This window comes from Clostridium algidicarnis, from assembly GCF_000703125.1.
Classification (GTDB): domain Bacteria; phylum Bacillota; class Clostridia; order Clostridiales; family Clostridiaceae; genus Clostridium_L; species Clostridium_L algidicarnis.
This window is the reverse complement of sequence record NZ_JNLN01000001.1, coordinates 218,891-245,154: the sequence shown is the minus strand read 5'-3', so window position 1 is coordinate 245,154 and position 26,264 is coordinate 218,891. Positions and strand designations below refer to the sequence as shown.

Genomic DNA, 26,264 nt, shown 5'->3' with positions numbered 1-26,264 from the left:
AAATTATTATTAGTTTGTTATTCATAAAAAGACCTCCTTTTTTTAGTAGTGGGTACAAGGAGAAAACACTATAGTAACCTTATAAATTATATCATAATCTTTAAAATAGTAAATAGAAAATTAAATATAAATTAACAAGTATTTAATTTATTTATATGTAACATAATATTTACATTTATCCCTTTAATTTTTAGAAAAATTAGAATATAATGATTTTAATTAGCAATGGTGGTAAAGGGGGAAGAAGATATGAGCTATTGTCCATTTTGGTCTAATGATAAAAAAGTAGAGGAATGTTTTAAAGATTGCGTATTTTTTTCTTGTAATAAAGATAATCAATGTCCATTTAAACTTTATGATTTTAATAGTAGTATATTACTAGATAAATTAATGGGGTTGAACACAGAAGAACTAGATGAATCAGAAGAAATGATATTATAGTACCATATGAAATTTAAGAGTAGAAAGGCTTTCAATAATCAAATTACTGAAAGCCTTTCTGCTATTACCTTTTTACTCGTTGTCTTTATAGGATTCAGAATATTTATGTAATAAGTTTTGTTTTACACCCCAAAGCTTTGTAGATAAGTCTACATAATAAGTATGAGGATTTTCGAATCTTAATACTTCAGGCCAGAGTTTTGAAGTTTCTTTTTTTGCATATTCTTTTATTTCAAGTACTGATGGACTTTGGTATATAGATTCACCCTTATCAAATATTTTTACCATAAGGTCTTTTACATAATAATCTTTTATTTTCTTCTTCTTCCATGTATAAATAGGGTTAAATATTTCAAGAGGCTTAGTTTCATCTATAACCTCATCATTTAAAGTTATTAAATCTACTATAGCTGTATGAGTTTTCTTATCAAATACCCTATAAAGCTTTTTAAAACCTGGATTAGTTATTTTTTCTTCGTTTTCACTTATTTTAATTTTGGGAGTTATACTTCCATCCTCTTCTTCTACAGCACATAGCTTGTAGACACCACCAAAAACAGGTTCTGATTTAGCTGTAATTAACCTCTCACCAACTCCAAAGCTATCTATTTTGGCGCCCTGTGATAGAACGTCAGAGATTATATACTCATCTAGTGAATTAGAAATAATAATTCCACAGTCTTCATAACCAGCATCATCTAACATTTTACGACATAACTTTGTAAGATAGGTAATATCACCACTATCTATTCTAATAGCAGAAGGTTTTAGTCCTCGTGGTTTAAGTATCTCATCAAAAACTTTTATTGCATTAGGTATACCTGACTTTATAACATTATAAGTATCTACAAGAAGAACACAATTTTCAGGATAGGTTTCTGCCCAAGCTTTAAATGAATCGTATTCAGTTTCAAATAATTGAACCCAACTATGAGCCATGGTTCCAGCAGCTGGTATGTCAAAGATTTCATCAGCGATAGTACATGCTGTAGAACTACAACCACCTATAACAGAAGCTCTTGCTCCATAAATAGCACCATCATACCCTTGAGCCCTTCTAGAGCCAAATTCCATAACAGGTCTATCTCCAGCAGCCCTACATATTCTATTAGATTTAGTGGCTATAAGGGTTTGATGATTAATAGTAAGTAAGATCATAGTTTCAATAAATTGAGATTGAATGATAGGTCCTTTTACTGTTACTAAGGGTTCATTTGGAAAAACAGGATTTCCCTCAGGCACAGCCCAAACATCACAGCAGAATTTAAAATCTTCAAGATATTTTAAGAAATCATCAGAAAATAGATTTTTAGATTTTAAATAAGATATATCTTCCTTTGTAAATTCAAGGCTACTTAGATACTGAATTAGTTGGTCTACACCAGCCATTATGCAATATCCACCACCATCAGGCACTTTTCTAAAAAACATGTCAAAATAGGCAATTTTATTTGCTACGTTGCTATTTAAATAAGCGTTGCCCATGGTTAATTCATAAAAATCTACTAACATAGTAAGATTTCTATGATTATGAACGTCGAATTTTGTTATATTAGCCATATCAAATCTCCTTTTAAATTAAGCTTTTATATAATTATAACCTATATATATTATATAACAAATTTATCTTATATATATTAATATTTTATTTTAACAAACAATATTTATAAAGATATATGATAGTATAAATATAGATAGTAAAAGTGGACATAATGATTATTAGCATTAATTTAATATAAGATTTAAGAAAGGAATGAAATGATGAGTTTTTCTTTAGATGAATATCAAAAAAATGCAGTTACAACAAAAGAGAAAAACCTTTTAATAATATCTGCACCAGGAAGTGGTAAGACTACTGTAATAGTGAATAGGGTTAACTATATTGTTAAAGAGTTAAATGTAAATCCTAATAATATTGTAGTTATAACATTTACAAGGTCTGCGGCACAGAATATGAAGGAAAGATATTTAAATATGACAAAGGATACAAATGCACCGTTTTTTGGAACATTCCATGGACTATTTTATAAAATATGTAACAGACACTATGGGAATATAAAAATTATAGAACAAAGAGACACCTATAGAATAATAAATAATGTACTTGTTAAATATTTAGATGAGATAGGTGAAGAAAAGGTAAGAGAGGTACTTAATGACATATCTATTTTAAAGAGCAGCTTTATAAATATAGAAGATTTTAATCCTAGTATGGATAAAGAAATTTTTAAAAATTGTTTTGAAAGCTATGAAAACTATAAAAAAGAAAAGGGGCTTTGGGATTTTGATGATATTCAAATAAATACGGCACAGCTTTTTGAAGAAAATGAAAAGATTTTAGACGGATATAGAAAACTTTTCAAATATATGTTAGTAGATGAATTTCAAGATTGTGATGATACTCAAATACATATACTTAAACTTTTAAACAAATATAATTCAATATTTGCAGTGGGTGATGAAGACCAATGTATATACTCATTTAGAGGATCTAAGCCAGAATGTATGGTTGACTTTTCTAATACATTTAAAGGTGGGAATAAGGTATATCTGTCATACAATTATAGAAGTACAGAAAATATAGTAGAAACGGCAAAGAACCTTATAGAATTTAATAAAATGAGAAATGATAAGGTTATAAAATCTTATAGAAAAGATAGAAAACCTATATTTAATAAACAGGTGCTAGATGAAGCCTTCCAAAGTAACGATATATCACAAAAGATAAGCTTATATTTAGAAATGGAAGATTGCAAGTATAAGGACAACGCTATTTTATATAGAACCAATCTTGAATCAAGACCACTTATAGACACGTTTATAAGGAATAAGATTCCTTTTGTACTATTGGACAAAGAATATAATTTTTTTGAACATTTTATATGTAAGGATATGATAGCTTACTTAAGACTTTCAATAGATCCTTTTAGCAGACAGGATTTTTGTAGAATAATAAATAAACCTTTTAGATATATAAGCAAAGTGAATTTAGATAAAGTTAGAAATTATAAATTTAAAGATGATTGTTTTTGTATATTGAAAGATATTGATGGTTTAGCTGCCTTTCAAGCAAAGGCTGTAGATACTCTTCGAAAAGATATTTTATGGCTTAATAAATTGTCTTTAAGAAGTGCTATAGATTTTATTATTACAGATCTTGGGTATATAAATTATCTTAGGGAGTACAGTGAAAAGTTTAAAATTAAGCTATCAGATTTAGAAGAGATATTAGAGGAATTTAAAAATGCTTCTGAAGAATATAACAGTATTATTTTATTTTTAGCTCACGTAGAAAATGTAAAGGAAGAGCTAGAAAAAAGTAAAAAGATTAAAAATAAAGATGCTGTTATAATGAGCACTATTCATGGGGTAAAAGGAATGGAATTTAAAAATGTGTATATAATAAATTGCAATGATGACATAATACCACATGTAAATAGTAAAAAGGATAGTTTAGAAGAAGAACGTAGATTATTTTATGTTGCAATAACAAGGGCTATAGATAACTTATTCATATATTCTACTGAATATATGAGGGGGAAGAAAAGAGAGATATCACCATTTTTAAAAGAGTGTAAGTTACAAGAAGAACGAATATCTATACCTTATAAAAAAGGGGATAAAATTTACCATAAGGCGTTTAAGGAGGGAGTAATAAGTTCTGTAGAGGACTATGAGTTAGAAATAGAATTTACGGATGGAATTAAAAGAAGATTTGACTTTAAGGTGCTATATATGAATAAATTAATAACAAAATTAAATTAAATACACTAAATATAGAGAGGTTATTAGTTATATAAAAAAAGCAATACGATTTTACATGGCTTTGTTGTATAATATATGTAAACGGTGAAGATCATGGTTATAAGAGATTTTTAATAGAAAGGCGAAGTACAAAATGGATAAAATAAATATAAATGCTAAAGATATAATATTTGCTTTAGATATAGGAACTAGATCTGTTATAGGAACAGTTGGAATAGTAGAAAATAAAAAGTTTAAAGTTATAGCGGAACATTATGTAGAACATGAAGAAAGATCTATGATAGACGGTCAAATTCATGATATAAACAAGGTATCTGAAGCCGTTGAAACTGTTAAACTTAACTTAGAGGACAAGTTAGGTATTAAACTAAAAGAAGTAGCAATAGCTGCTGCTGGAAGATTTTTAAGAACTACAAAGGTAAAGGCTGATTTAGATATAAACGAGGATAAGGAAATAAACAAAGAGATACTTAGAAAGCTTGAACTTACAGCAGTTAATAAGGCAGAAGATGAAACAAGTAAATCTTCAAATGGTAAGCTTTATTGCGTTGGATATAGCATAGTAAATTATTATCTTAATGGATATGTGATATCAAATCTTTTATCTCATAAGGGGAAAAATATAGGTGTTGAAGTTATTGCTACATTTTTGCCAAGAACGGTAATAGATAGCTTATATTCAGTAATGAATAAACTTAATTTAAAGGTTGTAAGTCTTACTTTAGAGCCTATTGCAGCTATAGAAGCGACCATACCTAAAAATTTAAGATTATTAAATTTAGCTTTAGTAGATATAGGAGCTGGTACCTCAGATATTGCTATAAGTAATAAAGATAGTATATCAGCTTTTGGAATGGTTCAGATGGCAGGAGATGAAATAACAGAAGTTATAGCACAAAACTGCCTAGTAGACTTTAATACAGCTGAAATTATAAAAAAGTCACTTTTAATTAACGAGGATATAACATATAAAGATGTGCTAGGATTAGAAAATAAGGTTAAATCAGAGACAATAATAAAGCTTATACTCCCAGTTGTAGATAAGATAACTGATGCAATCGCTCATAAAATATTAGAGCTTAATGGAGATAAGTCTCCAAGTGCTGTTTTTTTTGTAGGGGGAGGAGCTCACACACCATACATTAGGGAAAAGCTTAGCGAAAAGCTTAATATACCCCTTGAAAGAACTGCTATAAAGGGAAGAGAGGCAGTTTTAGATTGCATATGTCTAGATAATTCCCTTGGTAGCATAGGGGTTACAGTGCTTGGAATAGGTCTTATGGCAATAAAAAGTCTGGGTGAAAATTTTATAGATGTTTATCTAAATGGAGATGTAATAAGTCTTTTTAATGTTCAAGATCATAAGGTTATAGATGCATTACTTCAAGCAGGTATAAATCCTAAGATGTTAGTAGGACATAATGGTAAGAATATAAGATTTACGTTAAACGGCAGTAAACGATTAGCCTTTGGTAGTCTTGGCAAAAATTCTACCATATTTATAAATGGAAAAGAAGGTAGTTTAGATTCCACAGTTAAAGAAGGAGACACTATAGATGTAAAGTTTGCATTGGATGGGAAGGATTCGGAACCTAATATAAAAGAGTATATAAAAAGTCTAGATTCTGTATCATTTTTCTATAATGATGAAATTCAAAACTTAGAGCCTAAATGTATGATTAATGGTAAAGAAAAAGCTATAGATTCTATAATAAAAGATGAAGACACTATTGAAATAATAAACATCTTAACACTAAAAGATTTCAAATATTATATACTAAAAGAAGAAGGCATATTTACAATAGAAGGGAAAAGGCTTCAAGATGACTATGTAATAAGAGAAGGAGATAGGATATATAAAGATATCACATTAAATAATAAAGGTGATAATAACTTAAAAGATGAATTAATAAAAGATGAATCAATAGAAATGACAGTAAATATAAATGGGGATGAAATAATTCTTAAAGGGAAAAAGGAATATATTTTTGTGGATATATTTGATTATATCAATTTTGATCTTACCATGTTAAAAGGCAAGATAACTTTAGAACTTAATAAAAAAGAAGCTTCATATGTAGATAAGTTAAAAGATGATGATATTATAAAAGTTTATTGGTCATAAGAAGATTAGATATGAAAACTAGTGAAATATAGAAATATAATGTTAAAGGATATATAAAGGAGAAATGATTTTGGAAGAAAAAATAGATTTTCTAAAAATGGCTGAAGAAATAAAAGAAGAATTAGTTTATATAAGAAGGGATATACATGAAAACCCTGAACTTGGATTCGAAGAATATAGAACATCAAAGAAGATAAAAGATATTCTAGATAAAGAAGGAATACCTTATAAGTCTGTAGCAGGAACTGGAATATATGCATTAATAAAAGGTGAAAAAGCAGGTGCTGATAAAGTTAAAACTATAGCTTTAAGAGGAGATATAGATGCTTTGCCTATAAAAGACGCTAAAGTTTGTTCTTATACATCTAAGGTAGAGGGTAAAATGCATGCTTGTGGTCATGATGCTCATACTACTATATTATTAGGAGCAGCCAAGATTTTAAATAGTATTAAAAAAGAATTAAAGGGAAATATAGTACTATTATTTGAGCCAGCAGAAGAAACTGTTGGTGGTGCAAAGTATATGATAAAAGAAGGGGTACTTGAAGAGCCATATGTAGATGCAATAATTGGACTTCATGTATCAGAAGCTATAGAGGCGGGAAAGATAGGTATTAAAAGAGATGTTTTTAATGCAGCGTCTAACCCATTTACTATAAAGGTAAAGGGTAAAGGAGGCCATGGAGCTCACCCAGAAGATACTATAGATCCAATATTAATAGCTAGCAATATAATAATGTCTTTGCAAAGTATAGTAAGTAGAGAACTGTCACCTGCATATCCATCTGTTATAACTATAGGTAGTATACATGGGGGGACAGCGGAAAACATAATACCAAAAGAAGTAGAAATTAAAGGTATAATAAGAACTATGACCAATGAACAAAGAGAGTATGCAAAAAAAAGAGTTACTGAAATATCAAAAGGTATAGCAGAATCTTTAAGAGGAAGAGTAGAAATAAAAATAGATGAAAGTTATCCTTGTCTTTATAATGATGATGAAATGGTAAAACTTTTAGAGGATACTGCACCAAGAGTAATAGGAGAAGAAAACATTATAAAACTTAAACATCCTAGTATGGGCGTAGAAAGTTTTGCTTACTTTGCTATGGAAAGGCCATCAGTATTTTACTTTTTAGGTAGTGCTAATTTTGAAAAGGGCATAAGTAATCCAGCTCATGGTGACTTGTTTGATATAGATGAAAATTGTTTACCAATAGGGGTTGCAGTTCAATGTAATATGGCTTATGAGTATTTGACAAGAGAATAATTAAGTATTAATCTAAAGTATAATTATAAAATAGCTGTGTTTATGATATAATATCGTGGCACAGCTTTTAAAAATACTTTAGGTATGTGCAGTTAGTTTGATAGGAGTGGTGTTATGAATGTAGAAATTGGAATAAATGAAGCAGGCCAAAGACTAGATAAATTTTTAAGAAAGTTATTAAAGGATGTGCCTTTAAGTGCTATATATAAGGTTATAAGAAAAGGTGATGTAAAGATAAATGGAGTTAAGGCTAAAGAAAAATATTCTTTAGTGCAAGGTGATATAGTTACCATAAGAAATATAGAAAGTAAAAAGGAAGAGGGACTAAAGTTCCAAAATGCAAAAGCTGATTTCAAATCAGTCTATGAAGATGCAAATATGCTTTTATTAGAAAAGTGGCCAGGAGTATTAGTTCACTCTGATAAGAAAAAAGGCGAACCAACACTTACAGATTACGTACTTACTTATTTATATGAAAAAGGTGATTACATACCAGAAAAGGAATTAACATTTACACCAGCTTCTTGCAACAGACTTGATAGAAATACGTCTGGCATCGTGATATTTGGAAAGAATTTTGATTCTCTTAAAGCTCTAAATGAAATGATAAGAGAAAGGAAAATAAAAAAGTATTACTGTGCTTTAGTTAAGGGAAGAATAAAGGATGGGGTATATGAAGCTTATATATCTAAAAATGGTGAAGAAAACAGATCTGAAGTATTTAAAGACATGAGACCTGATACTAAAAGAATAGCAATGGAAGTTAAGACAATACAAAGCAATGGAGGATTTTCATTTATAGAAATAGAACTTTTAACAGGAAGAAGTCATCAACTTAGAGCTCACTTATCATTTTTAGGTAATCCTATAATTGGAGATAGCAAGTATGGCGATAAAACTTTAAATGCATACTTCGAAAATAAATTTGCACTTAACTTTCAGTATTTATATGCCTATAAAGTTGTATTTAAAAATTGTCCAGAAAGCCTAAGTTATATGGAGAATAAAACTATAACTGAAGCACTTCCACCTATATTTAAAAAGATTAAAAATGATGTTTTTAAATTTTAGTCAATAATATTATATATTTTATAAAAGGAGATAGTTATGAAGGAGCAATCCACAACTAAAGGATTTGCCGTATTATCTGTAGCAGGAATGATGGTAAAGATTTTATCTCTTTTGTATGTGCCTTTACTATTATTTATAATTGGTGATGAAGGGTATGGAATATATGCAGCAGCCTATGACATATTTAGTCTTGTGTATGTTATGACAAGTTCAGGAATGCAGGTTGCTATATCAAAACAGGTTTCAGAACTTATAGCCCTTAACAATCCAAAAGATGCAATAAAGACTTTTAAACTTGCTAGATTTATGCTCATGATTATGGGCTTTTTAGCAGCTATTATAGTTTTAATATTTGCTAGTAGAATAGCTAATTCTACGGGCAATTCTAAATCTTATTATGCTATAGTTGCATTAACACCAGCAATGGTAGTAACATCTATATTAGCGGCATATAGGGGGTACTTCCAAGGCCTTAGCATAATGACCCCAACGGCTGTATCACAAATTATAGAACAAATTGCTAATATAATATTTAGCTTAGTATTTGCATATATTATGATGAAACAAAGCGTAGATTTGGGGGCAGCAGGAGGGACTATAGGTACTGCTATTGGTGCATTAATAGCAGCGTATTATCTTTCAAAAGTATATAAAAAAAGCAAAACTATGGAATTTAAATATAACAAAGAGTCAATAACCGTAAGAAGGTTATCCAACAAAACACTTTTAAAAAGATTGTTTAAATATGGATTTCCTATAACATTAAGTTCAGGCATGCAGTATTTAGGAGCTGTAATTGATCTTACTATAGTTAAAAAAAGGTTAGAAGTTGCGGGAATTTACCTTGTAAAAGATAGAAACATAAAATATTCTATATTAAGTAAATATAGAACACTATTATATGTACCTCTTACTATAATAGCAGCCCTTTCATCAGCTCTTTTACCAGCAATATCAAGAGCTATGGTTTTGAAAAACAAGAAAGAGGTTAAAGAAAAAATAGATTTTGCTCTTAAAATAAGTTATATTGTTTCAATTCCTTCGGCTGTAGGACTAGCAGTTTTAAGTAAAGAAGTTTATAGACTAATAAAATACGGAGCAGGTTATGAAATAATGACTTATGGAGCTATCGTAGTTGTGTTTATGGCTATAGTTCAAATTCAAACTACAATTCTTCAAAGTATAAATAAATTATACATAGTAATTGTTTCTTTAGGTATAGGGATAATTGCAAAGCTTGTAGCTAATTATTATTTAGTTGCAATTCCAAGTCTAAATATAAATGGAGCGGTAATTGGAAGCTTATTATGCTTTTTAATACCTATGATAATTAATAATATAGCTTTAAATTCAGCGTTAAAAGTAAGAATAAGTCTCATAAAGGTAGCAATTAAGCCAACAGTAGCATCAATACTTATGGCAATAGTTATAAAGGTATTAAGCTTTAATTTTGCTATTATATTAAAACTTGTTGGAGATACATATGTATTAAGCTCCATATTTACTATAATATCTATTGTAATAGGAATGATTGTGTATCTTTATGGATTGGTACTTACAGGTGGAATAACTAAAAAAGATATGAATGCATTACCAAATAAGGTTACAAAGCTTTTGCCAAAGTTTATATCAAATAGACTAAGATAACAAATTAAGTAAACCTAGAAACTAAAAGTGAAATGATTATATAAAGATAAATAAAAAAATAGCTTGATTTGTTTTAAGCTATTTTTTTATTTAAGTTATATTTTATTTTTCTTTACAGTAAAAAGTATAGAAAATAAAAAAGAAGAAAACCCTAAAGAAATTAATACAAAGTTTTTAAATACCATTGATGAATTAGAGATTTGATTTTTTAAAATAATAATACTAAAGTAAGACAACATTGCAATAAGTAAATATATAAATATATTTGTTATAGAAATATTAAGGTCATAGTATTTCCGAATTTCTTTAAGATTTAAGCAAAGAGATATTGTAGAAGTAATAATAATAGTTATACCATACCCAAATATATTTATACTCTTTATACCTGTTAGTATGTATAAACTTATAAGTTCTATAACTGATATAAATAAAGAGTTTCTAAGCATTATATTTTGTTTTCCAAGTCCATTTAATATTCCATAGGTAGTGGAATCACAATATAAAATTGGGGGACATAATGAAAGAAATTTTATATAGTAAGTAAGGTCGTTTCTTTTAAAAAACATCATGCCTAGATTTTCGGGTATTGAAATACATAATACAAGAGTAGATAGTCCTAGTAAAAATGCGATTCTAAGAACTTCTATTATCCTGCTTTCAATAAAATAAGAATCGTTTTTATTTATACCTTGAGCTAAATCAGGTACAAGAACTGTTATTATAGATCCTATTACTATCATTGGGAAAAATACAATATTTAATGTCATCCCAGTAAATTTTCCTATAATTGAAAGTGCTTCAGAATAATTAAATCCTGAAACAATAAGCCTTCTAGGTAATATAAGTGTAGATAATGCACTAAGTGCTGTAGATACAAATGCATTTAAGCAAAGGGGAAGGGATATAACAAGAACATTAAATAAAAGCTGTGTTCTAGATTCATGCTTTTTACTTACACAAGATAAAGAATTAACAGACCTTTTATAATAAAAATAAAGAAGAATAAGACTTATAAATTCACCTAAACATAATGCTATATATGCAGCAGAGACTGTTTGGGTTATGTTTTTTAAATTAAAGTAGTTAATTATAAATACAATTATAAGTATTCTTATAAACTTTTCTAATATATCTATAAATGCAGGTATTTTTATAGAAGAGGTTCCATAAAAATATCCCTTTAAAATATTAGAAATACCTATAAATATCATAGCAGGGCAGGTTATTCTTATAGATAAAATAGTCCTTGGATCTTTTATGATTTTTTCTCCTAAAAATGGAGCGAAAAAGAAAACAAATATTACAACTAGGCAAGCCCATAAAATATCAAATTTTATTGTTATGTTTATAGTCTTTTTTAAATTTAATACATCATTATTATCTTTATATATTGCAGAAATTTTTGAAATAGCTGCTATGACGCCCCCACAAATAAGGCATATAAAAATATTATATATGGGCATTACAAGACCGTATAAACCCATGCCTTCCGGGCCTAGTTCTCGTGAAAGTGTGATAGAAAATATAAATCCTAATATTCCAGTAGTGAGATTTGACAAAGTTAGTAAAAAAGTATTCCTATAAAACTTATCATTTATCATTTATCATTTATCCTTTATAATAATGCTAACCTTAATAATTATTCCTAAAGGTAAATATATATTCTATAATTAGGGTTTATTAATAGGTAATAATATTATTTGAGTAGGGTAATATAAAAATAATATATATATATATTGAAAAATGAATTAATATATTGTATTATACTTTAATAGTAATGATTATTAATTGCGTATAAATATATAGTTATATTGTATTAAAGAAAAAAATAAAATCACAAATAAAAAGAAGGAATTAATTATGAATAAAAATAAATTTGAATTTACTTATGGAAAAGCACTGCATGGGGTAATGTTTGCAATTAATCCATTTAAAAAAATGGTTTTAAAGACTCATTGTATCGTCCATAAATTTATTAATATACAAGCTATACAAATATTAAATAATGATGGGCATATGGATGCAGGAGATTATTATAGAAACAATATAAAACCTCTAAATGAAGGGGTTGCTTGGGCAGACCAGGATTTTAAAAGTTCTAACCATTTTTATCACGTAACAAAGGGAAAAGGACTTTATGGATTCTCAGATGCACTTAGTGAAGCTAAAAAGTATTATAAATTATCCTTAAGCTACTTAGATAAAGGAGATACAAATAAGGCTTTATTTTATCTTGGAGCAGCTTGCCACTTAGTTCAAGATACAACAGTACCTCATCATGTAAATAATAGACTTTTAAAAAAACACAGGAAGTTTGAACTTTGGATAATATCTAAGTTGTTTAGCGATTATTCTTTTGCTGTAGAAAGTGGGATATTAAGATTTAATGGTTTAGAAGAATATATAAAAAATAATGCCGTAGTTGCAGATGACACTTATAATAAGTTTCAAGTTGTTGAAGATAAAGAAGAAAGATATTTTAAAATAGCCTCTGTTATATTAAAACAAGCCCAAATAACAACAGCTGGCTTTTTGTTAGATTTTTATGAAGATTATATAAAAGATAGAAAGTTTTATAAAGAGGTTTCAATATCTTAAGTAGTGACTAATTAGGCATAATAAAACACTTAATTTATAAATAATTCTCCCATTATGTGGAAGAATTATTTTTTTTGTGTTAAATTAGTTATGATAGTAATAACTAGGAGGGGATGATACCGTGAAGAAAGGATTTGAACATACAATTGATTTAAAATCTTTTAAATTTGAGGGTAATGTATTAGATATAGGTGAAGAAAATTACGGTATAGTATATAATTTATTTAAAAGCAACGAAGAAGACGATAATATAGTGGATTATATAGAGGGAATCGAAAATAAAAAGAGTATTGAAAAAGGATACTATAATAATGTAGTTCTGTTTTTTTATCTAAGTACTTTATGGGGAGGAAAGGATAGAGAAAAGGTATTAAAGGATGCTTATGATTTTTTGGATACTAGGGGAGACATACATATATGGGATATAACTAAGTCTAATAATAAAATATTAAATGAAAATATAAAACTTCTTTTACCTAAAGAAGAAATAAAGAAGATAAAAGTTAAAGATTATAATATAATAAAAGACTATAGTAAAAAAGATGCTTTAAATTTATTAGAAAGATTTTTTGAAATAAAAGTAATACAAGATTGGAACGATATATATTATATATCTGCACAAAAGAGGGAGGACATAATTAATGAAGGTGCTACTAGTAGGAATAAACTCAAAGTATATACACAGCAATTTAGCAATAAGATATTTAAAGGCTTTCACAAAGGATTTAAATTTCCACTGTGATACAAAAGAATACACAATAAATGATAGGATTGAGAATATAGTACCAAGTATAATGGAAGAGAAAGCTGACATAATAGCTTTTTCAACATATATATGGAATCTTGAATACGTAACTAAGATAAGTAAAATAATAAAATTAATTGATCCCAGTATAGAAATAATATATGGAGGTCCTGAAGTATCTTACGATGGTGAAGAATTCCTATTAAATAACTCTGGAGATTATGTAATAGAAGGAGAAGGTGAAGAAACCTTTAGAGAATTTATAAAAAGAAAGATGGGTATCATAGAAGAAAATCATATAAAAGGGCTATATGAAAAGAAAAGTGGAAATGTTATTTATGGGGGGAAACGTCCTTTAATGGATATGAATAAGTTAGTTTTCCCTTATGAAGAGGATGAAGACCTAGTAAATAAAATAGTGTATTTTGAAGGATCTAGAGGTTGCCCATTTAATTGTAAATATTGTCTTTCATCAACAATACACGGCGTAAGATTTTTAAATACTGAAAGGGTAAAAAGAGAACTAGAATTTTTAATAAAAAAAGATGTAAAACTTATTAAATTTGTAGATAGAACTTTTAATTGTAATAGTAAGTTTTCTATGGAAATATGGGAATTCTTATCCAATATAAATACCACAGCAACTTTTCATTTTGAAATATCTGCAGATATATTAAAAAGAGAAGAAATTGAATTATTATCAAAAGCACCAAAAGGAAGATTTCAATTTGAAGTAGGAGTTCAAACTACTAATGATGAAGTCCTAAAGAATATAAATAGAAATGTAAACTTTAGCGATATAAAAGAAAAAATAGAAGAGCTTCAAAGCATCAAAAATATAAAGCAACATCTAGACCTTATAGCTGGACTTCCAGGAGAAGATTATGAGTCCTTTAAAAGATCATTTAATGATGTGTATTCTATAAAGCCAGAAGAGGTTCAACTAGGCTTTTTAAAGCTATTAAAAGGAGCACCCATGACACAGGAGGCAGACAAATGGGGAATGGTTTACTCGCCCTACCCTCCTTATGAGATATTAAAAACTGATAAGATAAGTTATGAAAAGATGACAGAGCTAAAGTCTTTAGAAGCTATGGTAGATAAATACTATAACTCTCAAAAGTTTGTAAATATAATTAAGTATTTTGAAAAAAGATTTGAGAACTCTTTTGAGTTTTTTAACACATTAGCCATGTTTTATAAAGAAAAAGGATATTTTAAAAGAAATTTATCTAGTGTAGAATATTATAAGGTGTTTATAGAATTTAATGAAGAGGTTGTAAAATGCAATTATGAGGATGAGCTTTTATTAAAAGAAATAGTTAAATTTGATTATATGAGATTTAATAAAAAGAAATGGTTACCTATGTTTTTAAATAGAAATATATCAAAAAAGGATGATAAAAAGTTAAAGGAGTATATAAAAACAAATTATAGTAGGGATAAAAATTATCATGGAGAAGCTTATGAAATTGATATAATTAAATATATAAGCTGTGGAAAATTCGACAAAAATAAAAGTTATTTACTTTATGATGAAGAAGATTGGCAATATATTAAAGATATTACAGAAGAGCTCAAAAATTATTAATATTTATTTGATAATATATATTATATATATCAAATAAACAAAATAATTTAAAGTTTTACAAAAAAATATTGTTTATAAAGTTGAAATATGCACAAAAGGTAGTATAATATTAAGTATATTGTAATTAATACTATATAAAGTATTAACTAATATAAATATAATAACTAAATATTCAATAAAAGGTGGTGAGACTTTGGCATTAGATGTACTTAAAGATATAAAAGAAGCTGAAGAAAAGGCTGAAAGCGAAGTAAAGGCTGCACAACTTCAAAGTAAAGAGATATTAAAAGATGCACAATTACAGGCACAGAAAATGCATGATGATATAGTAAACAAAGCAAAAGAAGAAGCTGAAAGTATTATGAATCATGCTATAAAAGAAGGTGAAGATGAGTCAGTACCCATCTTTAAGGCTGGAAAAGAGCAAAAAGGTGAAATATTAGATTCATCAAAAGAGGTATTAGATCATGCTGTAAAAATAGTTATTGAGAGGATAGTGAGTGTAAGTGGCAATAGTTAAAATGAATAAATTTACTCTGCTAGCCTTTGAATCACAAAAACAACAGCTTTTAGAAGAATTACAACGCTTTGAAGGAGTACAATTTATTAACCTCCAAGATCAAGAAACAGTAGATAAATATGAAGAACTAAAAGGGCTTAAGAAAGATGAACTTGGTGGAGATTTTAGTGAATATGAAAGTGCTCTTTTAAAGATAAAATTTTCTTTAGATTTTTTAAAGCCATATATGGAAAAAGAGTCAACCTTAAAATCATTTTTAAATGGAAAGAAGGCTCTAAACTATAAAGACCTAGAAGAAAAGATAAAGACAAACAATTGGCAAGAGGTCTACAAAAATCTAAAAGAAAAAGAAAAAAAGCTAAATGCTTTAGGTAATGAAAGAACAAAATTGGAGACTGAAATTAGTACTTTATCATTATGGCAAGAATTTGATGCTCCTTTTTCAGATTTAAAAAACTTAAAGTATGTGTCCCCATTTATAGGAACCTTTGCGACTCAGTATGAGGCAGACCTTATTAAGGAATTTAATGAAGTTTTGAAAAATGGCTACATAGAGATTGTTAATAAGGATGTACAAGATACTTATATGTATGCATTAGTTCCTAAAGAGGATGAGGATAAGGCTCGTGACATATTAAAAGAATATGGTTTTAATTCTTTTGCTTTAGTACATGATAGAACGCCTAAAATTCTTATAGAGGATTATAGGAAGAAAGTTGTTGAATTAAATAAAGAAGAAGAAAATATAAAATCAGAACTTAAAAAGCTGAATTATGATTTTGAGAATTTAGAAGAGGCTTATGATTATTATAATAACATAGCTTTAAGACTTAAAACTTCAGAAAACTTCCTTAGAACAGAGAATATAGTAACTATTTACGGTTGGAATACTGTGGAAACTAATGAGATTTTAAAAGATAGTATTTCAAAATCAATCGGAGAAGACTATTATCTTAATTTTAGTGAAGTTTTAAAAGAAGATATTGAAGATGTACCTATAAAGCTTAAAAATAATAAGTTCAGTGAATCTTTTGAAAGTATAGTAGAGATGTATAGCCTACCTTTGTATAGTGAGATAGATCCTACACCAATACTTTCAGTATTTTACTTCATATTCTTTGGAATGATGCTTTCAGATGGAGGATATGGATTAGTAATGGTAATAGCTGCACTGCTTGGAATGAAATTTTCTAAAGATAAAAATAAGCAGAAGACATTTAAGTTTTTCCTTTTTGCAGGTATATCAACTATTATGTGGGGAGCCGTTTATGGAGGGTGGTTTGGTGATTTATTTCCAGAATACTTTGGAATAAAGATACCATTCTTATTAGATCCACCAAATAGCATAATAGAAATCTTTGCTTTATCATTAGGTTTTGGTATTATCCACATATTTGTTGGACTTGGTATAAAAGCTTATATGCTAATAAAGGAACACAAGATAAAAGATGCAATTTATGATGTTTTAAGTTGGTATGTAACAATAATAGGTTCTATAATGATGATAGCTGGAAAAGGTGGATCCATTGGTAAATGGATGCTAATAGGAGGCTTAATCACTTTGTTTTTAACTCAAGGACGATCTGCTCCAACTCTTGGAGGTAAAATTGGAGGAGGAGTATATGGGGTTTATGGTATAACAGGTTATCTTGGAGATATAGTTTCATATTCACGTCTTCTTGCGTTAGGCCTTGCTACTGGATTTATAGCTAATGCATTAAATCTTATAGTAAGCTTATTCCCGAAACCTATTATATATGTATTAGCTCCAATACTTTTTGTTGCACTGCATTTATTTAATTTACTTATAAATGCATTAGGATCATATGTTCATGCAGCTAGATTACAATACCTTGAATTCTTTAATAAGTTCTATGAGGGTGGGGGTAAAAAATTTACTCCATATAAACTTTCAGAAGAATATATAAAAATCACAAAATAGATAGGGGAGGATTTTAACATGACATTCGTACAATTTTTAGTTGATAACAACGGAGGGCTAATATTAGCATTACTAGGAGCTGCTCTTGCTACAGGACTTGCAGGAATAGGTTCTGCAAAGGGAATAGGTATAGTAGGTGAGGCTGCAGCAGGTCTTATGACCGAAGAGCCAGATAAATTTGGTAAGACATTTATACTTGTTGCATTACCAGGTACACAAGGATTATATGGTTTTGTTATAGCATTATTACTATTCACAAAGATAGGTATATTTGGAGGAGAATCTCCATCATTAGATCTTGGTTTTAAATATTTAATGGCATCTCTACCAGTTGCACTTGCAGGATGGAAATCAGCTATTGCTCAAGGTAAAGTTGCTGCATCAGGAGTTCAGATATTAGCTAAAAGACCTAATGACGTAATGAAGGGTGTTATCTATGCTGTTATGGTTGAAACTTATGCAGTACTAGGTTTCGTTGCATCATTATTCATGGTCTTATTTGTAAAATAGTTTGGAGTGATAAGGTATGTCTAATATTAACAATCTAGTAAACAAGATATTAGATGAGGCTAATACGAAAAAAGACGAAATCCTTAAATTAGCTCAGAAGGAAAAAGAAGATATAATAAATGCAAAAGTCCAAGAAGCTAAAGCCACTGAAAAATCCATAGTCGAAAAGGCAAGATTAGAAAGTATTACAAGAAAAAGTAGAATAATTTCTAATGCTGAACTTCAAGTTAGAAATGAAAAGCTAGAAGCAAAGCAAACTATGATTTCAAAGGTTTTAGATGAGGCTTTAAAGCAATTAGGAGATATGGATTCCACACAATATATAAATTATATTAAGAATAAAATTGCATCTTTAGATATAAATGGTGATGAAAATCTTATAATTAATTCTAAAGATAAAGATTTATTTTCAAATGAAGTTATAGAAGGAATCAATAAATCATTAATGGCTAAGGGCAAAAAAGGTAATATAAAGATAATTTCTGAGCAAAAAGATTTCGAAGGTGGCTTCATTTTAGAGAAAAATGGTATAGAAATCAACAATACTTTTGAAGCATTAATAAGTTCTATGAAAGATGAATTAGAACATGAAATAGCAAAAGTGTTGTTTAACTAAGGAGGGTAATAAATGGATTCAATGCTTTTTACCCAGGTAATACCCAGACTTAGGGTTCTAGAAACAAAACTTTTAGATAAATCAAAAATTGATAGAATGATAGACTCAACTTCTAAAGAGGAAGCTTTAAAGGTCCTTCAAGAATCAGAGTATTCTACCCTAATGTCTAATATAAAAAGAGCTGAGGATTATGAAATTATATTAAGTGCTGAACTTAAAAGAGTTTATAAAATGCTATATGAAATGACACCAGTAAATAGTATTGTGGACATAATGAGCATAAGATACGATTATCATAATATTAAAGTTTTAATTAAAGGTAAAATATTAGAAAAAGATTTTTCTAATATGATTATACCTATAGGTACCGTAGATATTAATAAGCTTATATATGCATTAGATAATGAATATTATAGAGATTTAAATCCTATAATGAGAAAAGCAATAGAAGAGGCGTTAGAAGATTTTAATACTTCAAAAGATCCACAAAAGATAGATATTATTTTAGATAAATATTTATTCATTCATCAGCTTTCTTTAAATGAGCAAATAGATGATAAATTTCTAGATAGGTATTTAAGATACCTTATTGACTTAACTAACATAAAAACTCTTTTAAGGGTTAAAAAACAAGATAATACTAGAGATTTCTTAAATAGCTTAATTATACAAGGTGGATATGTTGATAGGGATAAATTGAATTCTTTATATAATGATTCTGTAGAAAATATTCCAGGAAAACTTGCGTTTACTGATTACTCAGAAATTTTAAAGTTTGGAATTGAAGATTATGTTAAGACAGGATCTATAAACTTATTTGAAAAATTAAGTGAAGATTTTATAATGAATTATATGAAGAAGGCTAAATATATAACTTTTGGGCTAGAACCTCTTATTGCATATATATATGCAAAGGAAAATGAAATTAAGCTTATTAGAATTATAATGGTTGGTAAATTAAATAACATCCAAAGTGAAGTTATTAGAGAAAGGCTGCGTGAAAATTATGTATAAGATAGGTGTTGTAGGAGACAAAGACTCCGTTTTAGCATTCAAATCTTTAGGCATAGAAGTTTTTCCAGTAGTAGAACCAGATGAAGCTAGGAAAACTATAGATAGACTTGCTAGAGATAATTACGCGGTTATTTTTGTTACTGAAGCAGTAGCTAAAGATGTAACTGAAACTATTGAAAGATATAACAAAGAAACATTGCCAGCCGTAATATTAATCCCAAATAATCAGGGAACATTAAATATAGGACTAAGTAAGATAAACGAAAATGTGGAAAAAGCAGTTGGTGTTAATATTTTATAGGAAGGTAGGTTGGTAACTTGAAAACCGGTAAGATTGTTAAAGTTTCAGGTCCTTTAGTAGTTGCTGAAGGATTAGAAGAAGCTAATATATATGACGTATGTAAAGTTGGGAAAAACCGCCTTATCGGTGAAATCATCGAGATGAGAGGCGATATGGCATCTATACAGGTTTATGAAGAAACCTCAGGAATAGGACCAGGAGACCCAGTTGAAACAACTGGAGAACCCTTAAGTGTAGAACTTGGACCTGGTTTAATAGAGTCTATGTTTGATGGTATTCAAAGACCTTTGAATGCATATCTTTTAGCTGCAAAAAGCAATTATTTAAAAAGAGGAATAGAAGTGCCTTCTTTAAATAGAGAGAAAAAGTGGGACTTTAAGCCTACAATAAAGGTTGGAGATAAGGTTATATCAGGTTCTACACTAGGTGTAGTTCAAGAGACACCTGTTATTGAACATAAGATTATGGTTCCTTATGGAATAAAGGGAGTAGTTAAAGAAATTAAACAAGGAGAACATACTATAGTAGAAACTATATGTGTTTTAGATACAGATAAAGGTGAAGTAGCTTTAACTATGATGCAAAAATGGCCTGTTAGACGTGGGAGACCTTATGAAAGAAAATTAAATCCAGTAGAACCTATGATTACAGGACAAAGAGTTATAGATACATTTTTCCCAGTAGCTAAAGGAGGAACAGCAGCAGTACCAGGACCTTTTGGTGCAGGGAAAACAGTTGTTCAACATCAGATAGCTAAATGGGGAGATACTGAAGTTGTTGTATATGTTGGATGTGGAGAACGTGGAAATGAGATGACAGACGTTTTAAATGAGTTCCCAGAACTTAAAGACCCTAAAACAGGTCAGTCATTAATGAAAAGAACTGTTCTAATAGCAAATACATCTAATATGCCAGTTGCTGCTAGAGAAGCTTCAATATACACTGGAATTACTATCTCAGAGTACTTTAGAGATATGGGATATTCAGTTGCTATAATGGCTGACTCTACATCCCGTTGGGCAGAAGCTCTAAGAGAAATGTCAGGAAGACTTGAAGAAATGCCTGGTGACGAAGGTTACCCTGCTTACTTAGGTTCAAGACTTGCTGAATTCTATGAAAGAGCTGGTAAGGTAGTATGCCTTGGTGGTGAGGGAGTAGAAGGAGCTGTTACAGCTATAGGAGCTATATCACCTCCAGGAGGAGACTTATCTGAGCCAGTAACACAGTCAACGCTTAGAATAGTTAAAGCCTTTTGGGGACTAGATGCACAACTTGCTTATAGAAGACATTTCCCATCTATTAACTGGATGGATTCCTATTCACTATATGAAGATAAAGTAGGAGAATGGATGGATAAAGAAGTTGCTTCAGACTGGGTAACTATAAGAACAGAGGCTATGGCTCTTCTTCAAGAAGAAGCTACTCTAGAAGAGATAGTTAGATTAGTTGGTATAGATGCTTTATCTGAAAGAGATAGATTGAAACTTGAAGTTTCAAAGTCTTTAAGAGAAGATTATTTACAACAAAATGCATTTAATGAAGTAGATACTTATTCATCATTAGCAAAACAATATAAGATGTTAAAGCTTGTATTACAATTTTATCATGAGGGTGAAAAAGCATTAGAAGCAGGTATTTATTTAAAAGAAATTCTAGATATAGAAGTAAGAGATAGAATAGCTAGAAGTAAGTATATACCTGAAGAGGATATAAGTAAGATAGATCAAATATCAAAGGATCTTTCAAGTGCTATTGACAACTTGATAAGCAAGGGAGGTGTGGTTAATGCTTAAAGAATATAGAACAGTCACCGAGGTTGTTGGACCTCTTATGGTAGTTGAAGGTGTTGAAGGAGTAAAGTTTGACGAGTTAGTTGAAATTGAAATGCACACTGGTGAAATAAGAAGAGGTAAAGTACTTGAAATCAATGGTAGTAAGGCTATGGTTCAGATATTTGAAGGATCTTCAGGTATAAATCCTAAGGGGACTAAAGCTAAGTTTTTAGGTAAACCCCTTGACCTTGGAGTTTCAGAAGATATGCTTGGAAGAGTCTTTGATGGTATGGGTAGACCAAAGGACAATGGACCTAAAATAATACCAGAAAAAAGACTAGATATAAATGGAGAACCTATAAATCCAGTAGCCAGAGATTTTCCTTCTGAATTTATTCAAACAGGAATATCTGCTATAGATGGACTTAATACACTTGTTAGAGGACAAAAGTTGCCAGTTTTCTCAGGATCAGGACTTCCACACTCACAGCTTGCTGCACAAATAGCAAGACAGGCAAAGGTTTTAGGATCTGAGTCTAAGTTTGCGGTAGTTTTTGCTGCTATAGGAATAACATTTGAAGAGGCTGAATTCTTTGTAGAAGACTTTACTAAAACAGGATCTATTGATAGATCCGTATTATTTATGAATCTTGCAAATGACCCAGCAATAGAAAGAATTGCAACTCCAAGAATGGCTCTTACTTGTGCTGAGTATTTGGCCTATGAAAAAGGAATGCACGTTCTTGTAATAATGACAGATATGACTAACTATGCTGAAGCTTTACGTGAAGTATCAGCAGCGAGAAAAGAAGTTCCAGGTAGAAGGGGATATCCAGGGTACCTCTACACAGACCTTGCTAACCTTTATGAAAGAGCAGGTAGGGTAAGAGGTGCAGAAGGATCTATAACTCAAATACCAATACTTACAATGCCAGAAGATGATAAAACGCATCCAATACCTGACCTTACAGGATATATAACTGAAGGCCAAATAATTCTTTCAAGAGAATTATATAAAAAAGGCATAACACCACCTATAGACGTTTTGCCATCTTTATCAAGACTTAAAGATAAAGGTATAGGTAAGGGGAAAACAAGAGAAGATCATGCAGATACAATGAATCAATTATTCTCAGCTTATGCTCAAGGTAAACAATCTAAAGAGCTAGCTGCGATCCTAGGAGAGTCTGCACTTTCGGATACAGATAAAAAGTATGCAAAATTTGCGGAAGCTTTTGAAAAAGAATATGTAGATCAAGGATTTACAACAAATAGGACTATAGAAGAAACCTTAGACCTTGGTTGGAAATTACTTAAAATACTTCCAAGAACGGAGCTTAAGAGAATAAGAGATGAATATCTTGAAAAATATCTGCCTTTAAGAAAGGAAGATTAATATGACAAGATTGAATGTTAACCCTACAAGAATGGAGCTTAGTAAGCTTAAAAAGAGACTAGTAACTGCAACTAGAGGACATAAGCTATTAAAAGACAAACAAGATGAGCTTATGAGACAGTTTATAAATTTAATAAGATATAATAATGAACTTAGAAAGTCTGTAGAAATAGAGCTTGAAGAAGCTTTAAAGAGTTTTGTTATGGCTAGAGGAGTTATGAGTTCTGAATTTTTAGAAGAAGCAATAGCCTATCCTAAAGAAAGTATAAGTCTAGAGGTAGGTAGTAAAAATATAATGAGTGTTAATGTTCCAGTAATGAATTTTATAAGGCAATTAAATGATGATGCTGGTAGTATATATCCTTATGGATTTGCTAATACTTCAGCAGAATTAGATGGAGCTATTGAAAAATTATATAAAGTTCTTCCAAGACTTTTAGAACTAGCTGAAGTAGAAAAATCTACTCAACTTATGGCAGATGAAATTGAAAAGACAAGAAGAAGAGTTAATGCTCTTGAATACATGACTATACCTCAATTGCAAGAAACAATTAAATATATTAGGATGAAGCTAGATGAAAATGAAAGAGGTGCTCTAACAAGACTTATGAAAGTTAAGAGCATGATAGAACAAAGAGGATAATACTTTTAATTTCAAATTAGTATCTTAATTAATTTAAATAGCCTAAAGCTACAGATTTAAAACATAAAATTAAAATAAGAGGTTAAGAAGCTTTATAATAAAGCTCTTCTTAACCTCTTATTTTATTATGCCATAATAGATTTAATAAGGTTCTTAAAAATTAGGTTGGCACTTTATACATAATTTCTATATTTATAAAGTTATTCCTTTTACCCCAAAGGTAGAACCTAAGAATGGAAATTTAGACTTTTCATAGATGGAAAGATTCGCTTCGTCTATAATAAGAGATTTGTGTATATAAACCTTTATTTGTTTATACTCATAGATTTTGTAATCACTTTCATTATCTAAAGTTTTTAAAATCTCAATCCAGAGATTTTTTACAGAACCACTTCAACCAACATTTGATGTTACTGCCTTTATAACGAAGAAACCATTTTTCTTTGTAGCTGCATTTAAAGCTTTATCATCGATTATCATATTAACACCTCCACATACTTATACCTGGTATAGGTATATTATAGCTGCTTTTTTAAGTTAAGTCAATATTAGTTAAAAAGAGTAACTTATTCACATAAAATTATGTTTACAATGATGTGAAAACGATATATACTAGTGTATATACACTAGTAATATTTAAGGGGGAAATACTTATGGATAATAAATTAGAGAAAATGGTGCTTACTTCGATATTTATAGCCTTTTCAATAATAATACCTATACAATTTGGATTTTTAAGAATTAATATACCACCATTTTCTGCAACTTTAGCTTCTCATGTACCTATGTTCTTTTCTATGCTGATATCACCAGCAAGTGCTATTGTGGTTGGGGTTGGATCAGCTGTAGGGTTTTTGTTAGCGGGGACACCTCTTCCAGTAGTTGCAAGAGCTAGTATGCATATTATTGTAGGCTTTTTAGGAGCCACAGCTATAAAAAGAGGTATATCATTTAAGAAGGTTGTAATTATTACATCACCAATACATGGTATCTTAGAAGCATTAGCAGTTATACCTTTTGTTGGGTTTAATGCCTTTTATATTTTGGTAGTGGTTATGATTGGAACCATGTTACACCATATAGCAGATGGAGCTATATCTTATGTATTACTAAAGAGTTTGTCAAGAGCCATGAAAAGAGATATGACAATGAGCATTTTAAAGCAATAACCAATGAATTTAATATTAATGTATGTTTAAAAAGCTTTTTTATTTTAAAATAAAAAAGCTTTTTTGTTATTCATATATATTTATAATTTTTAGAACTTAACATCAAGTAATTGTAATTTAAATAGCATAAAGATACTTTACAATTCAAGTATAATATCATCTAACCTTCTTAAAGGTATAGAAAAGGTATCTTTTGCCTTGGTAGAGTTTATGGCTGAAAAGCTTGGTCTTTTGGCAGTATTTACTAATAATTTTTCAGGCAACTTAAGTATATTTTTATCAAACCTTTTATTTTTTAATAGATGGGTTACTATATCATACTTTGAAGAATAATCTTCACTAGAAAGATTATATATACCATAATTATCTGTTTTAATAATTGTATTAATAAAATAGGATAAGTCCTTGATTGATGTTACATTAGTTTTTTCAAGGGAACAAAGTATAATAGGTGATGGATTATCTAACATCTTTAGTATAGAGCATTTGTTAGCGTCGATAACCCAGGAAGTTCTAATAATAAAAAAGTTATTTAAAAGAGTTCTTATTAAATTTTCACCCTCAAGTTTAGTTTTACCATAGATATTTATTGGATCACAAATATCAGTTTCAATGTAGGGTGAAGACTTATAATCTCCATAAACATAACTAGTAGATATATAAACTATAGGAATATTAAATTTATAACACATAGAAGCTATATTTAAAGTGCCTAAGGTGTTGGTTAAGTATGCTAAGGACTCATTTGATTCACAATAATCCACATCTGTTATAGCAGCTGTGTGAAGTATTATGTCAGGATCTATTTTGCATATAGTATCATAAATTTTAACTTTATCAGTTACATCAAAATCAGCTTTAGAAAAAGAATATACCTTATGTTCATTACTTAATGAAGTAGTTAAATAGCTACCTATATTTCCATTACCACCGGATATTAAAATTTTCAAATTATCACCTCATATATTTAATTTGTCCATAAAAATATTTAGTTTGAGTATTTAAAAAGAGTTTAATATATTAGTATATTTTACATCTTAGACTGTTATTTTTTTTAGTATGCATTATAATAATAAAAGAAGATTTTTTATACTCTTATTATTTATCAAGTGATTCTTAGACTCAGGT

At 29.2% G+C, this 26,264-nt stretch carries 22 protein-coding genes; 19 read left to right on the top strand and 3 right to left on the bottom strand.

The genetic code is table 11. The features are described 5' to 3' along the window. Positions 1–249: 249 nt before the first annotated feature. Positions 250–441 carry a hypothetical protein gene (locus BV55_RS0101185; RefSeq protein ID WP_029450887.1) on the top strand — a complete coding sequence of 64 codons (192 nt, stop codon included), beginning with the start codon at positions 250–252 and terminating at the stop codon, positions 439–441. A gap of 72 nt (positions 442–513) precedes the next feature. On the opposite strand, the gene BV55_RS0101180 is transcribed toward BV55_RS0101185, so the two are convergent. Beyond that, the gene (locus BV55_RS0101180; protein WP_029450886.1) at positions 514–2,001 is read right to left on the bottom strand and encodes a nicotinate phosphoribosyltransferase; all 1,488 of its coding nucleotides are present in this window, start codon (positions 1,999–2,001) and stop codon (positions 514–516) included. Positions 2,002–2,202: 201 nt separating this feature from the next. On the opposite strand from BV55_RS0101180, the gene BV55_RS0101175 reads away from it, so the two are divergent. The 5 genes from BV55_RS0101175 to BV55_RS0101155 all read left to right on the top strand — a co-directional run bounded on the left by BV55_RS0101175 (position 2,203) and on the right by BV55_RS0101155 (position 10,319). After that, positions 2,203–4,206, top strand: coding sequence for an ATP-dependent helicase (locus BV55_RS0101175; protein WP_479723179.1), 2,004 nt, complete (start codon positions 2,203–2,205; stop codon positions 4,204–4,206). A 133-nt stretch (positions 4,207–4,339) separates the two neighbouring features. Next, positions 4,340–6,331, top strand: coding sequence for a cell division protein FtsA (locus BV55_RS0101170; protein ID WP_029450883.1), 1,992 nt, complete (start codon positions 4,340–4,342; stop codon positions 6,329–6,331). Positions 6,332–6,428: 97 nt separating this feature from the next. After that, positions 6,429–7,601, top strand: coding sequence for a M20 metallopeptidase family protein (locus BV55_RS0101165; protein ID WP_242850885.1), 1,173 nt, complete (start codon positions 6,429–6,431; stop codon positions 7,599–7,601). A gap of 114 nt (positions 7,602–7,715) precedes the next feature. Continuing rightward, positions 7,716–8,672, top strand: a complete 957-nt coding sequence (locus tag BV55_RS0101160; protein WP_029450880.1) for an RluA family pseudouridine synthase — start codon at positions 7,716–7,718, stop codon at positions 8,670–8,672. A gap of 36 nt (positions 8,673–8,708) precedes the next feature. Next, the gene (locus BV55_RS0101155) at positions 8,709–10,319 is read left to right on the top strand and encodes a putative polysaccharide biosynthesis protein (RefSeq protein WP_029450879.1); all 1,611 of its coding nucleotides are present in this window, start codon (positions 8,709–8,711) and stop codon (positions 10,317–10,319) included. A 95-nt stretch (positions 10,320–10,414) separates the two neighbouring features. Here BV55_RS0101155 and spoVB read toward each other — a convergent pair whose 3' ends face one another. Beyond that, positions 10,415–11,920, bottom strand: a complete 1,506-nt coding sequence (gene spoVB / locus BV55_RS0101150; protein WP_029450878.1) for a stage V sporulation protein B — start codon at positions 11,918–11,920, stop codon at positions 10,415–10,417. A 259-nt stretch (positions 11,921–12,179) separates the two neighbouring features. On the opposite strand from spoVB, the gene BV55_RS0101145 reads away from it, so the two are divergent. From BV55_RS0101145 to BV55_RS0101080, 13 genes are all read left to right on the top strand, one after another. Continuing rightward, entirely contained in the window at positions 12,180–12,917 is a 738-nt protein-coding gene (locus tag BV55_RS0101145) for a zinc dependent phospholipase C family protein (protein WP_029450877.1), read from the top strand. A 121-nt stretch (positions 12,918–13,038) separates the two neighbouring features. Beyond that, positions 13,039–13,659 carry a hypothetical protein gene (locus BV55_RS0101140; protein ID WP_051652356.1) on the top strand — a complete coding sequence of 207 codons (621 nt, stop codon included), beginning with the start codon at positions 13,039–13,041 and terminating at the stop codon, positions 13,657–13,659. Beyond that, on the top strand, positions 13,559–15,253 hold the full coding sequence (locus BV55_RS0101135) for a B12-binding domain-containing radical SAM protein (protein WP_029450874.1): 1,695 nt from the start codon (positions 13,559–13,561) through the stop codon (positions 15,251–15,253). The genes BV55_RS0101140 and BV55_RS0101135 overlap by 101 nt, the downstream gene beginning before the upstream one ends. A gap of 193 nt (positions 15,254–15,446) precedes the next feature. Beyond that, positions 15,447–15,773, top strand: coding sequence for an ATP synthase subunit B family protein (locus BV55_RS0101130; protein ID WP_029450872.1), 327 nt, complete (start codon positions 15,447–15,449; stop codon positions 15,771–15,773). A 1-nt stretch (position 15,774) separates the two neighbouring features. Next, positions 15,775–17,715: a V-type ATP synthase subunit I gene (locus tag BV55_RS0101125; RefSeq protein ID WP_242850833.1), complete on the top strand. Its 1,941-nt coding sequence runs from the start codon at positions 15,775–15,777 to the stop codon at positions 17,713–17,715. An 18-nt stretch (positions 17,716–17,733) separates the two neighbouring features. Continuing rightward, positions 17,734–18,225, top strand: coding sequence for a V-type ATP synthase subunit K (locus BV55_RS0101120; RefSeq protein ID WP_029450869.1), 492 nt, complete (start codon positions 17,734–17,736; stop codon positions 18,223–18,225). A 16-nt stretch (positions 18,226–18,241) separates the two neighbouring features. Beyond that, the gene (locus tag BV55_RS0101115) at positions 18,242–18,841 is read left to right on the top strand and encodes a V-type ATP synthase subunit E (RefSeq protein ID WP_029450867.1); all 600 of its coding nucleotides are present in this window, start codon (positions 18,242–18,244) and stop codon (positions 18,839–18,841) included. Between the two features lie 12 nt (positions 18,842–18,853). Beyond that, complete coding sequence (locus BV55_RS0101110) at positions 18,854–19,855, top strand: V-type ATP synthase subunit C (protein WP_029450866.1); 1,002 nt, start codon at positions 18,854–18,856, stop codon at positions 19,853–19,855. After that, positions 19,845–20,156, top strand: a complete 312-nt coding sequence (locus BV55_RS0101105) for a V-type ATP synthase subunit F (RefSeq protein ID WP_185159047.1) — start codon at positions 19,845–19,847, stop codon at positions 20,154–20,156. Before BV55_RS0101110 ends, BV55_RS0101105 begins: the two co-directional genes overlap by 11 nt. Positions 20,157–20,173: 17 nt before the next feature. Further along, entirely contained in the window at positions 20,174–21,949 is a 1,776-nt protein-coding gene (locus BV55_RS0101100; protein ID WP_029450863.1) for a V-type ATP synthase subunit A, read from the top strand. Beyond that, positions 21,942–23,324, top strand: coding sequence for a V-type ATP synthase subunit B (locus tag BV55_RS0101095; protein ID WP_029450862.1), 1,383 nt, complete (start codon positions 21,942–21,944; stop codon positions 23,322–23,324). Before BV55_RS0101100 ends, BV55_RS0101095 begins: the two co-directional genes overlap by 8 nt. Position 23,325: 1 nt before the next feature. Continuing rightward, a complete protein-coding gene (locus tag BV55_RS0101090) occupies positions 23,326–23,967 on the top strand; it encodes a V-type ATP synthase subunit D (protein ID WP_029450861.1) in 642 nt (213 codons plus the stop codon). A 653-nt stretch (positions 23,968–24,620) separates the two neighbouring features. Next, positions 24,621–25,136, top strand: a complete 516-nt coding sequence (locus tag BV55_RS0101080; protein WP_029450860.1) for a hypothetical protein — start codon at positions 24,621–24,623, stop codon at positions 25,134–25,136. A 137-nt stretch (positions 25,137–25,273) separates the two neighbouring features. Here the strand turns inward: BV55_RS0101080 and BV55_RS0101075 are convergent, their stop codons facing one another. Beyond that, entirely contained in the window at positions 25,274–26,086 is an 813-nt protein-coding gene (locus BV55_RS0101075; protein WP_029450859.1) for an SDR family oxidoreductase, read from the bottom strand. Between the last annotated feature and the right edge of the window lie 178 nt (positions 26,087–26,264).